Source organism: Dictyobacter formicarum (assembly GCF_016587435.1).
Genome location: NZ_BNJJ01000006.1, coordinates 363,990 through 376,968 on the forward strand (window position 1 = coordinate 363,990; position 12,979 = coordinate 376,968).

The 12,979-nt window shown below is 52.7% G+C and carries 9 protein-coding genes; all 9 read left to right on the top strand.

What is annotated here, in order from left to right:
• Positions 1–143: 143 nt before the first annotated feature.
• Positions 144–1,568 (top strand): cysteine--tRNA ligase, encoded by a 1,425-nt coding sequence (cysS, locus tag JMI88_RS13065; protein ID WP_201362281.1) that lies wholly within the window; start codon positions 144–146, stop codon positions 1,566–1,568.
• Positions 1,569–1,662: 94 nt separating this feature from the next.
• The gene (locus JMI88_RS13070; RefSeq protein WP_201362282.1) at positions 1,663–4,113 is read left to right on the top strand and encodes a penicillin acylase family protein; all 2,451 of its coding nucleotides are present in this window, start codon (positions 1,663–1,665) and stop codon (positions 4,111–4,113) included.
• 502 nt (positions 4,114–4,615) lie between these two features.
• The gene (locus tag JMI88_RS13075) at positions 4,616–5,779 is read left to right on the top strand and encodes a TQO small subunit DoxD (protein WP_201362284.1); all 1,164 of its coding nucleotides are present in this window, start codon (positions 4,616–4,618) and stop codon (positions 5,777–5,779) included.
• A 231-nt stretch (positions 5,780–6,010) separates the two neighbouring features.
• Positions 6,011–6,493 (top strand): hypothetical protein, encoded by a 483-nt coding sequence (locus JMI88_RS13080; RefSeq protein WP_201362285.1) that lies wholly within the window; start codon positions 6,011–6,013, stop codon positions 6,491–6,493.
• Positions 6,494–6,661: 168 nt separating this feature from the next.
• Entirely contained in the window at positions 6,662–7,000 is a 339-nt protein-coding gene (locus tag JMI88_RS13085; protein WP_201362287.1) for a hypothetical protein, read from the top strand.
• A complete protein-coding gene (locus tag JMI88_RS13090; RefSeq protein WP_201362288.1) occupies positions 6,987–7,745 on the top strand; it encodes an NfeD family membrane protein in 759 nt (252 codons plus the stop codon). The genes JMI88_RS13085 and JMI88_RS13090 overlap by 14 nt, the downstream gene beginning before the upstream one ends.
• Before the next feature lie 6 nt (positions 7,746–7,751).
• A complete protein-coding gene (locus tag JMI88_RS13095) occupies positions 7,752–9,302 on the top strand; it encodes an SPFH domain-containing protein (protein ID WP_201362290.1) in 1,551 nt (516 codons plus the stop codon).
• A 275-nt stretch (positions 9,303–9,577) separates the two neighbouring features.
• The gene (locus JMI88_RS13100) at positions 9,578–10,438 is read left to right on the top strand and encodes a PspA/IM30 family protein (protein ID WP_201362292.1); all 861 of its coding nucleotides are present in this window, start codon (positions 9,578–9,580) and stop codon (positions 10,436–10,438) included.
• Positions 10,439–10,628: 190 nt separating this feature from the next.
• Entirely contained in the window at positions 10,629–12,797 is a 2,169-nt protein-coding gene (locus tag JMI88_RS13105; RefSeq protein ID WP_201362294.1) for a S9 family peptidase, read from the top strand.
• Positions 12,798–12,979: the final 182 nt, after the last annotated feature.

The following is a 12,979-nucleotide window of genomic DNA, read 5'->3' on the forward strand; positions in this document are numbered from 1 at the left end:
TGTCCTCCAACAGCCATTAGTATTAGCTTCCCCCCACACGTCTTCCGTCTGAGCTGCTACCTCGTAAGATACCAGACTGATACAATAGAGCACATACGCACGCACACAAGCACAATAACTCAGCTTATAGAGGAGATTTGCTCATGTCAACGATAGCAAGCAAACCAGTTTACCTGTACAATACATTGACGCGCACCAAGGAACTGTTCAAGCCGTTACACGCCCCTAAAGTAGGGATTTATAACTGCGGACCCACCGTTTATAAAGATATTCACATCGGCAATCTACGTTCATTTACCACCACCGACTGGCTACGCCGTATACTTGAGTACAATGGCTACGACGTCACGCTGGTCCGTAACATCACCGATGTTGGTCACCTGCATGAGGATGACGACGCCCGTGGTGGCGAAGATAAGCTAGAGCATGAGGCGCGCACCACCGGTCGCTCGGCCTATGAGATTGCCGCTCACTATACACAGCAATACATACGTGATAGCGATGAGATGAATATCCTGCCACCGCATATAGTGCCAAAGGCCACCGACCATATCCCTGAAATGATTGAGATGACGAACAAGCTGATCGAAAAGGATCTGGCCTACGTCAGCGATGGCAATGTGTATTACGCGGTCAGCCGCTTTCAAAACTATGGCGCACTGTCCGGAAACACAGTCGAAAATCTGCGCGCCGGTGGCCATGGACGTGCGCAGATGGAGGTGGCCGAAGATAAACAGAATTCAGAGGATTTTGCGCTCTGGAAGCATGGCGACGCCACGCGACAGATGAACTGGGAGAGTCCCTGGGGCGTTGGTTTTCCAGGCTGGCACATTGAATGCTCTGCCATGGCCACCAAATACCTGGGCGAACAATTTGATATCCATACCGGCGGCATCGACCTGGTCTTTCCCCACCATGAAGACGAAATCGCTCAGAGTCAGGGTGCGACCGACAAGCAGCCCGTCCAGTACTGGGTACACAATGAGTTCCTGGACTTCGGCAACAGCAAGATGTCGCGCTCGGTTGGCAACGTCTTGCTCTTGAGCACATTGAAAGAGCGCAACATCGAGCCGATGGCGTATCGCTACCTGCTCTTAACGGCGCACTATCGCTCGAAACTCAATTTTACCGATGATTCAATCAATGCCGCCCAGAACGCCTTGAATAATCTACGCGCGGATATTGCTGATCTTCCTGTGACCGATGCGCCAGCTGTCTGGTCAGAAGAGGCGCAGCGTACACGCGAGGCGTTCCATGAAGCAATTAATAATGATATGGACCTGCCAGTGGCAATCAGTATCACCCGTGAGGCAGCACGCACCAACAAAATCGCGCCCGCCGAACGGCGCCACCTGATACTGGATTTTGATCGGGTGCTGGGTCTGCAACTGGATAAAGTGGCACCAAAGGCTCCCGTAACCATCAGCGATCAGGCGCAAGAACTGGTACGCCAGCGGGACGCCGCGCGGGCCGCACGCAACTGGAAAGAGTCGGATCGCCTGCGTGATCAACTGAAAAGTATGGGCTTTGAAGTGCGCGATACCCCACAGGGCACGCAATTGGTGTAATATATTCAAAAAACGCTGGAGGTGCGGGCGAGCATGCTCGCCCGCACCTCCAGCACACCGCCGTGGTATGTTTCCAATAGAAGGAGGACAATCTATGGCATCCTGGTGGCGCAAAAACCTGAACAAAACCGGCGAACTGGGCGGTTTTGTCAACGGTTTCTATTCACTCTTGACCCATCGTCGACTCCCCTCAACCAGTGGCACCATTCAAATCACAGGACTACATGACCCGGTTGAAATCATTACGGATCAATATGGTGTTCCCCATATCTACGCCAGCAACGATGATGATCTCTATTTCGCGCAAGGCTATATTCACGCCCAGGAACGCCTCTGGCAGATGGACTTGCACCGGCGACTGGGATCTGGTCGCCTCTCCGAGATATTTGGAGATGTCACCCTGGAGACTGATCGCTTTTGCCGCCGCCTGGGCATGCATCGGGCCGCGGCCGCCGATGTAGCGTCCCTGCCAGAACAGGACCTGCGCATCCTGGAAGCCTATGCCAGCGGTGTCAACAGCTTTATCAGACGTAATCAAAACAAATTGCCAGTAGAGTTTCGCCTGCTCAATTATCGGCCCGAACCCTGGAAGCCAGCCGATACGCTCCAATGGGGCAAAGTGCAGGGCTGGACGCTGGGCGGCAACTGGGAAACTGAACTGATTCGCGCGCGCATCGTCGAGAAGGTAGGAATAGAGTGTGCGGCACAACTAGAGCCGGGCTATGACCCCCAACATCCGCTGATTCTGCCGCCAGGCGTTTCTTATCAGGGCATTAATCTGGGCCTGCTAGAACAATACCAGCAAATTCAGACCTTGAGCGGCTTTAGCGTGATGGGAGGCAGCAATAACTGGGTGGTGGATGGCAGCATGACCGAGAGCGGCGCTCCCTTGCTCTGCAATGATCCGCACCTGGGACAGGCCGCGCCGTCGATCTGGTTTGAGTGCCACCTGATCTCAAAAGAGCTGGACGTCACCGGAGTCACCTTCCCTGGCGCCCCCGGCGTCATCATCGGGCATAATCAACAGATTGCCTGGGGCGTCACCAACGCGGTATCAGATGTACAGGATCTGTATGTGGAGAAGTTCAATCCAGAGAATCCACGTCAGTATGAGTTTGCAGGTCAGTGGGAAGAGGCAGAGGTCATACGGGAAGAGATCACGATCAAAGGACAGGATATGCCTGTCATTGAAGAGGTACGAATTACGCGCCATGGACCGATTATTACCCATATTCCCGCCATCTCACAACCTCAAAGCAGCAAGGGGCAAACCAATGAGCTACCGCTGGCATTGCGCTGGACTGGCCTGGAATCCAGTACCCTGGTGTCTGCTATCCGAAACCTGAACCGTGCCAGCGACTGGCAGGAGTTTCATAGCGCATTACGCGACTGGGATGTGCCAGCGCAAAACTTTGTGTATGCCGATCGGGCAGGCAATATCGGCTATGTCATGGCCGGCTATATTCCCATTCGAGCCCAGGGACAGGCACTGGTGCCGGTGCCTGGCTGGACAGGAGAGTACGAGTGGACCAGCAGGGTTGCCTTTGAAGAACTACCCCAGACCTATAACCCGGAACAACATTTTTTGATCACCGCCAATAACCGTGTCATCGATGATGATTATCCTTACTATATCACTCACGAATGGTTGAACGGCTATCGAGCTCAGCGCATCCAACAAATGCTAACCGAGAAACAAAAAATCACCGTTGAAGATATGTCCACCATTCAAAATGATTATTATTGCCTCCCGGCCATCGAGGTCGTGCCCTATATACTTCAGCTGGAGGCCGATACGGCGCTCAAGCGTGCGGCCCATGAAATTTTACAGACCTGGGATTATCAGCTCAGCCTCCACAGCATCGGGGCCAGTCTCTATACCACCTTTATACGCAAGTTGGAGCGCCTGGTGCTGGATGCGCTGCTGGGCAATGACGAAATCCTCATCCAGCAATATCTGGGTAAAAGCCTGAACGCGCTGGGTACATTCAACGGTTATGCTGGTCGCAACAGGCCATTGCTCCTGCGCCTTCTGCGCGAGCAGCCCGCCAGCTGGTTTGATAACTCGGTCATTCCCAATGGGCCCAAAACGTGGTCGATCGCGCTGGAGCGCGCCTTTGAGGCAACATTAGAAGATTTGAAAGAGAGACTCGGTAGCAATATTCTGCGCTGGCAGTATGGAGCCATCCATAAAATAAAGTACACACACCCCTTGGGCGCGGTGAAGGCGTTAGAGGGATTCTTCAATCGTGGTCCCTTCTCTGTTGGTGGCGATAGCGATACCGTTAATGTCGGCTCCTCCATCATCACCGATCCGGAGAATGTGATGGTAGTGCCTTCTTACCGCCAGATTATTGATTTAGATCAGTTATCGCGATCGCGTTCAATTCACGCACCAGGTCAATCCGGGTTGCCCGGCAGTAAACACTATGATGACTTTATTGCCCTCTGGCGGACGGGAGAGACACATCCTATGCTCTATCTTCGAAAAGAGATCGAAGAGCATACAGAAGGAACACTGCATTTAAATCCCAAAAAGTTGTAAGGGAAAACACTAAACAAAATTTACAAATCCGTGATAGTTTCTTGAAATTTCGAGCGTATACTGTTGTCATGTGAAATGCTAGAGTGAGTCACAGGCTCTACGTCACTTGATACGAGGCTTGTCCGCATGTGCAAGCCTCATCATTTTTTTGGCTCCGCATCTCTTTCCTTCCCAATAAAACTTCGCCCGTCTTTAATCACATTATCATGTTGGCATTTTATAAACAAAAGGTGTAGATTTTCAGAGTGTGTCTGAAGTCTATCACGATGGGAAGCAAACCGCCCCCGTACGGGCGGGCGCCTGCGCGCCCGCACCTGTTTTAATGAGTGGTGCAGAAAATGTGTTGTGCACATTTTCTGCACCACTCATTAAAACAGGTTTGAGCTCCGAAGGAGCGTAGTGTTAGGGGCCGAAGGCGCAAAAAGTCTGACTTTCAGACACTCTCTCAGAGCGACAGGGCTATTGTCAATACACATACATAAAAGAGGGATATAACATTCATATGCAAGAGAAAAGACTCTCCATAGCTCCATCTCCTGGTTGGATATTGTTACCATTACGGCTATTTCTTGGCATTACATTCATTTATGCGGGCATACAAAAGCTGGCTGACCCACAGTTCTTTGATCCTCAGAAAGCTGGCTATATTGGCAAGCAGCTGGCGGGATATGCGACGGCATCGCCGTTGAAAGATTTTTTGCTGCATGTAGCGGTTCCGCATGCCCAGTTCTTCGGTTTTCTGGTCGCTTTCGGAGAGGTTGCTATGGGGGCTGGCGCATTGCTTGGCCTGCTGATGCGCCCGGCTGCCTTCTTTGGCGCGCTACTCAGCCTGGTCTTTTTTCTCTCAGCCACCTGGCGTGTCTATCCCTACTTCTTTGGCTCTGATATCGTTTTTGTCTTCGCCTGGTTAACCCTCTTGCTCAATGGCCCTTCCCATACAGGCCTGCCTACCATTGACGAAAGCCTATTCGCACCCGTATTACGGACCGCCAATTCACAGCAGCGGTCTCCGGCACTCACCCGGCTGGCAATGCTTATAATAGGCATCAGGCCGCTGGCAGAACCGGTTACACCGGCCCGGAACACGCCACAGCATCAGGGTCCCAGGCGAGCCACCATTCAACAGACAAGAAGTACACGCCGTGGTTTTCTGATGGGACTGGTTACAGGTGGCATAGGTGCTTTCGGGCTGGCAGCCGTCGCCATGGCCGCGCGTATTTTAAACACTCAGACACAGGCAGCTTCCCCTATTACACAGCAGCCAACGGCCATTGCGACACAGCCACCCACGCCTTCCCAGGGTGACGATGGCAATCAGGCCACGCCAACGCCAGCATCCACGGATGCCCCAGCAGGAAACAAAATCGCCCAGGTCAATGCGGTACCGAACAATAGCAGTGTGCCATTTACTATCAACAGTAGCGGTGAGGCCGGTATGCTGATTCGCCTGCCCAGTGGTAAATTTGTAGCCTATGATCTACGTTGCACCCACGCAGGCTGCCAGGTAGATTATGATCCACAACAGCACCTCCTCGTCTGCCCATGCCATGGCGCCGAATTTGACCCGGCCCAGCAGGCCAATCCCGTTATGGGTCCAGCTGAAACCCCATTAACCCCGGTGACCATCCATATCGATAGCACCACCGGCACTATAACGCAGGTATAGCGACCTGAAACTAATACTGCTCCACTGGCTATTCTAGCCTATAGAGGCATACATATCCCGTTGCAGCAGCTATAATAAGAGAGATTAGTCAATGCTTTTCACGTGGCTAATCTCTCTTTTTTGGGGGCAATACACATATATTCTGGTCAGTTCGGTAAAAAGCCTCTTTTTCTCTTGACAATAACATAGCATCTAGCTATACTTTCTATAGCAAATAGTTATGAGGTAAGCATGAATCTAGCGGAGAAGATTAAACATTTACGTGAAGTAGAAGGCGAATTGAGAGGGTTTAATCGCCCGATGACGCAAATGGAAGTCGTTAAAACAATGCATCAAGAGTTGGGGGTCAGCATAAGTCAGGCCTATCTATCCCAACTCGAGAGCTCAAAGCGACTGCATCTGACGGCATCGAGCCGGGATCTCCTGGCGCGCTTTTTTAAAGTTCATCCAGGCTATCTTGTGAGCGATCCGCCGGATTATAGCACTGACCTACTCACCGAGGTCGGTCAGGAAAGTGACCGTCTGGGGACATGGTTGATAGCCAATGCAGCTGAATGGCGCCGCGAACCAGTATTGAGTGAGCTATTACAATTGCTCGCCGAAGTTGAAGAGCCAAGACGCTACCTGGCGGTCTTTCGTACATTTATGGAGCTCTCAATTGAAGAGCTGGAAGCAATTATCGATGCCCTGGATATGCAAGAGGAAGCCGAATAAAGCCGATTGTATTTTCTATCTTTTACCCCGTCTATATATATGGGGTAACGCTTGATAGTGAATGCCCCCGGCAAAGGGTTCAAGCATACAATGTGGAGACTTTGATGAGAGTTTTATCACACATTGCCTGTTTAGCAATGTGCCAGCCAAAAACAAGAAGGAGAGGCAATGGCTCCGCGACAATTTGAGCTCCATAGCCAGCATGGCTATGATCAACATTGGCATGGACGACATCCACTCCTGCAACGTCATCCAGTGCTAGTCTCACTTTGCTTAATCAGTAGCGCATTGCTACTCGCTATGGTTAGTTATTTCGCCGACACGCTATTTCCTGTCCTGGCATTTATCGGGGCGTCACCAACACTCCCTTGCCTCTTATTGGCATGGGTATTAGGGACATGCGGTATACTCACCAGCATCATCAACATCATTGAACATGTTGAGCAGCGAAGAGCATACGTCATAGTATCTCCAAATCTAAAGGAGCAGCGCTATGATCGCAACTGATCAGCTTTCACTATTGTTTATTGGCTGTTTTCTACTTGGCATCCTTTACCTGCTCGTCACAGCACTGTTCGGTAACCTGGGCCATCATGGACAAGGCGCCGGTCACCATGCCCATCATTTCCATATTGAAGGACATTCACATGCAGGTCACCACGGTGCCCATCATACCTCTGATGGAAACAAAGAGGGAAACAATTTCTCACTTTTTAGTATTCTCAATCCAACCAGTATTGTACTTTTTTTGATCGGCTTTGGCTTCTTTGGCTATACCTTTCATACGACCACCAACTTTCGCATGTCAATCGTCCTGGGGCTCGCCTGCGTAAGCGGGGTAATTGTGGCCATCCTGTTACTCATGATGTTTTCGCGTATGCTGGGCGGCAGCGAAGCAGCTACCGTACAGGATGTGTCCGACCGTACAGGTCTGCTTGGCAAGGTCAGCATTACCATTCAGGAAAACGGACTGGGAGAAATCCTATACATTTCTCCTGGCGGTATGCGTAAGAGTATTCCGGCACGCAGCATCGATAATCGTCGTTTGGAACGCGACCAGGAAGTGGTGGTTGTCAATTACCAGCATGGTATCGCTGAGGTTGATACCTGGGACCACTTTGTGAACCAGGAGGATTCAGCGAGTCTGCTACAACCCGAAGCCGATGATATGGCCACACTACGCGCACTCCTTGAGGAACCCAATAAAAATGACTCTGAATACATTATGCGTAATAACACGAAAAAGGAGTAAATTATTATGAGTCTGTTAGCTCTTATTGGCATTGGTATAGTTGCCTTTTTGCTCATCGTGATCATCTTCGTGCGCGTATGGGGTGCCCTGTTACGGAAAGTTGGCCCCAACCAGGCACTGATAGTTTATGGGCAGGGTGGCACGCATGTGATTACAGGAGGAGCCAAACTGGTTATTCCTCTGTTCAATCGCGCGCAAGAGTTCTCTCTGGAATTGATGTCCTTTGATGTCGCACCACGCCAGGCCCTCTACACCACCCAGGGTGTAGCCGTCAATGTAGAGGCCGTCACCCAGATTAAAGTGCGCTCAGATGACGAGAGCATTCGTACCGCGGCTGAACAGTTCCTGAGCAAATCGCAGGAGGATCGCGAGAATCTGATCCGCCTGGTAATGGAAGGCCATCTACGTGGGATCGTCGGTCAGTTGACCGTTGAGGATCTGGTGAAAGATCCTGAGAGCGTCGGCGGAAAAATGCTGCGTACCGTCACACCTGATATGCAAAAAATGGGATTGGAAGTTATCTCCTTCACCATTAAAGATGTCCGTGACGAAAACGATTATATCGCCAACATGGGTCGTCCACAGATTGCACAGATCCGTAAGCAGGCCGATATCGCTGCGGCTCTGGCTCAACGCGATACGCAGATTCAGCAGGCCAATGCCTCTCGTGAGGCCGCCGTTGCTCGTGCCCTGGCCGATCAAGAGCGTGTAAAAGCCGAAGCCGAATCGCTGGCATTGCAGGCAGAGTCTCAGAGAAACCTCGCTCTGAAAAAGGCCTCCTTCGATGCTGAAATCAAGAAACAACAGGCAAGCGCCGACAAAGCCTATGATATTCAATCCAATGTGACGCAGCAGCAGGTCGTGGCCGAGGCTGTGCGTGTTACCGAGGTTGAGAAAAACGCCCAGATCAAAGTGCAACAGGCTGAAATCCAGCGCCGTGAACTGGAACTGCAAGCAACCATCCAAAAAGCTGCCGAGGCCGAGCGCCGCCGTATTGAGACGGTCGCTGAAGCTGAGAGACAGCGCCTGATCCTGGAAGCGCAAGGTCAGGCGGATGCATCTAAGGCTCGCGGTCTTGGTGAGGCGGACGCTAACCGCGCCCGCGGTCTTGCCGATGCCGAAGTTATTCGTGCCCGTGGTCTCGCTGAAGCTGAAGTTATCCGTGCGAAAGGTGAAGCCGAAGCGGACGCGATGAAAGTCAAAGCGGCCGCGTTCCATGAATACAACCAGGCTGCGGTACTGGATAAACTACTCACCGGTATGCCAGAGATCGTTCGCGCGATTGCTGAGCCACTGGGCAAAGTTGATAAGGTCACCATTGTCTCTACTGGCAGTGATAGCAGTCACAACGGTGTTGGTGCCAGTCGCTTAACTGGTGATATCATGAATATGGTAGCTCAGGTGCCTGCCCTCTTCGAGTTGCTGAGCGGTACCCGCATTGGTGACCTGATGAGCAATGTGCCTGCGCTCCGTCACGAAGATAACGTCAACGAGACAGATGCGAATGCTCGTGCTAATGGTACCGGCGCAGTTGAGTCTGCCCGTAGCAAAAATTAGTACCATCTATAGTGACACCGAATATTGGAACGGCGGTAAACCGCTCAGTTGATTGAATAACAGGACCAGGGGGCGCATGTTAGCAACATGCACCTCCCGGCTCTCCTGAAATATAAAATTAAGGTTTTTGAACATCATCGGAAAAGCGGGGATGCAAGGGGTGGCGAGAAATCGGCCGCAAGGGCCGAACCTACGACGGGTGGGCGTTTTCGTGCGGCGAGGCAAATCGGCCGCAAGGGCCGAACCTACGACAATATGATTAATGGAGAGAGCCTATGAATCTGTTGGAACGTGTACTTACTTTGCTCGGGGCCAATCTTGATGTGGTAGCAGAAAAGGCTGATGACCCGGAAAAATCCCTGCGGCAACTGCAGCTAGATATGCGTAATCAGCTGGTGCAAGTGAAAACTGAGGTTGCCAAGGCTATTGCAGAGGGGCATGTTCTGCAAAAACGGATTCAGGCACGCAAGACTGAGGTTGATAGCTGGTTGAAAAAGGCGGAGCAGGCGGTGCAACATGGAAACGATGCGCTGGCACGCCAGGCTCTGATACAATACAATGAGCAGAATAAAATTGTCCAGCGCTACCAGCAGCAAAAGAAGGAGCAGGAGCAGTTTGTAGCCACGCTGCGTGGCGTGCTGCGCAAACTAGATGAAAAGATAGCCGAGGTGGACACAACCATTGAATTACTAGCAACCCGCAAACGCAATGCATTGATTCAACAACGCGTCTATGAGGCTCTCCAGAAGACAGGTAAAGCAAACCCGCGAGCGAATCGTAAGGCCAGAGATGCTCAGCTGGATAGCGAGGCGCGGACCATGGCAATGGCAGAGCTTGAGAAGCGCGATCTCAGCGCTCAGCTAGCCGCGTTGAGTGCCGAACAAACAATTGAGCAACAACTCGATAGCCTGAAAAATAAACAGCAGGCTGGCTCACAAACTAATGCCAGTGAACAACGTCCACCCCGTACTGGTCCTCTGACAACATCATCAAACACAGAGCTATCGACCAGAAAACGTATCCGCATCCAACCGAAAAATCCGCTCTCGCCTACCGATGAGCCTTCGACCGAGCGAGATATGGACCTGAACTACCTGAAAAAGCTCCTCGAAACCTCGCAGAACTCGGACGCGTAAGCGGGGCCATGATTGGGCGCTACGAGGTCGGCCTTCTTCACCCACACGGATAATCTGGCCCTGGTGCATCCTTAACTCCCCCCTTCGAAAAAAGATTACCTTTGCTAATTTTGTCGTATCCTATATATAATCATGTGATTTGCAAAGGTTATACACTTGTTGGATAAAAGGATTTCATAGGAGGCACGAAATGACGGACAGTCAGTTATCCCTGGAGGACGTCGCACGTTATCCACGCCCGGGCATGGGCGCACCAAACGGCATAGCATTCACCCCCGACAGCCAGAAGGTGACCTATCGGCAGGGTGTCGCAGGTTCGCTGGCTCAAGAGCTATGGAGCTATGATCTGAACAATGGGAAACGGCGACAGCTCACGGATCTGACCGGTGGCACGGTACGTGCCACCGGTCAGATCTCCCTCGAGGAGGAGTTGCGACGCGAACGTAGCCGGCAACGCGAATCAGGCGTCACCAGTTACCAATTCGCCCGGGCAACGGATGGGACGTCACTGGTCCTGCTGATCCCATTTGATGGGCGGCTCTATATCGCGCACGGCGAGCAAGGCTTGACCCCATTAGCAAACAGTGAAGGGGCGATTGACACGCAACTCAGCCCGGATGGGTCACATGTGGCTTTCGTGCGCTCCGGTGAACTCCATGTTATCACGACTGATGGATCTGGACAACTACGAACGCTTACCAGCGGCGCAACGGATGGCGTGACCAATGGCCTGGCGGAATATATCGCACAGGAGGAGATGGGACGCTCAGAGGGTTATTGGTGGAGTCCGGATGGTGCACGCCTGGCGTTTGTGCGCGCCGATAGCCGCCATATTCCCCGCTATCCTATCGTGCATCAGGGAACGGAACAAGTAGCCGTGGAGGAGCACCGCTATCCCTTCGCAGGCACACGGAATGTAGTCGTGCAACTGGGCATTGTGGCAGTGGACGGACGCCCGGAGGATGTCACCTGGATGGACCTGGGTACAAATGACGATATCTACCTGACACGCGTGGCCTGGAGACCCGATGGCACGCTGACGGCGTTGATCCAGTCACGCGATCAGTGTGCGCAGCGGCTGGTGACCTTCGATCCCCAGAGTGGCGCGGCAACGACACTGATCGAGGAGCAAGAGCAACCCTGGCTCAATCTTCACAATGACCTGCGCTTCCTCCGCTCGGGTGAATTTCTCTGGTCAAGCGAACGGACAGGCTTTCGCCATCTTTCACTCCATGATCGCAATGGACGTGAGATACGGACACTGACCGAGGGACAGTGGATGGTGACCGGCCAGGTGGCAGTTGATGAGGATCGGCGCATCGTCTATTTCCAGGGCACTGGCGAGGGACCATTGGAACGGCACCTCTATGCTGTCTCGCTTGATGGCGGACCCCTGCGGCGCCTGACTCAGGAGTCGGGCTGGCACGACGCGGTCATCTCGCCTGATCGCCGCTTTTTCGTCGATACCTGGCAAAGTCCTCAGCAACCGCCTCGCCTGACACTACGCAGCCTGGCAGATGGGAAGGAACGGAATGTGCTGTTTGAGAACAAGGGAACCACGCCCGCTTCGCTCGGACTTTGCGTGCCTGAGATCACCAGCTTCCATACGAGCGATGGCACGTTGCTCTACGCGGCAATTTATGCATCAGAGCAAACACGCACCGCCGGTCAACCACGACCGCTGGTGGTGTCCGTCTATGGAGGTCCTCACGCGCAGACAGTTACCAGTACCTGGTCCCTCACCGTAGACCTGCGCGCTCAATACCTGGCACAACAGGGCTTCGTCGTGTTGAAAGTCGATAACCGGGGCAGCGCGAATCGTGGCCTGGCCTTTGAGGCTGCGATCGCGCGCAACCTGGGGCAGCTCGAAGTTGACGATCAAGCGGAAGGGGTACGCTTCCTGAGTAGCCGACCCTATGTCGATAGCAAGCGGGTAGGCATCTATGGTTGGAGCTATGGTGGCTATATGACCTGCAGGGCGCTATTGCGGGCATCGGAGGTGTTCAAAGCAGGCATTGCTGGCGCACCGGTCACCTTCTGGGAGGGATACGACACCCACTATACCGAGCGCTACATGGGGCAACCAGGCACCAATGCCACAGGCTACACAACCAGTTCGGTGTTACCTTACGCCGAAAAGCTGGCAGGCAAATTATTGTTGGTGCACGGCCTGGTGGACGAAAATGTGCATGCCCGTCATACTATGCGGCTAGCTGAAGCCCTGGCTACAGTTGCAGGGGACTACGAACTGATGATATTCCCGGAAGCGCGGCACATGCCACGCAATCCCGCGCACCTTAAGTATCAGGAACAGCGGCTGGTGGAGTTTTTGCATCGTCACCTGTCGACTGATCATTGAGGCAACGTCTTTGCCACTTTAAGCGAAAGGTTTTCGGCAAAACCTCAGGCGGCCCCTTGGCGGGTGTGGGCGAGAACGCGAGGGGCATAATTTGTCCCCACAAATATCCCCACGCCCCGCTCCCTTTGGGAGCGCGACGGCCCAGGTTTAGTTAGGAAAAAGAAACACAAACACAATAATAA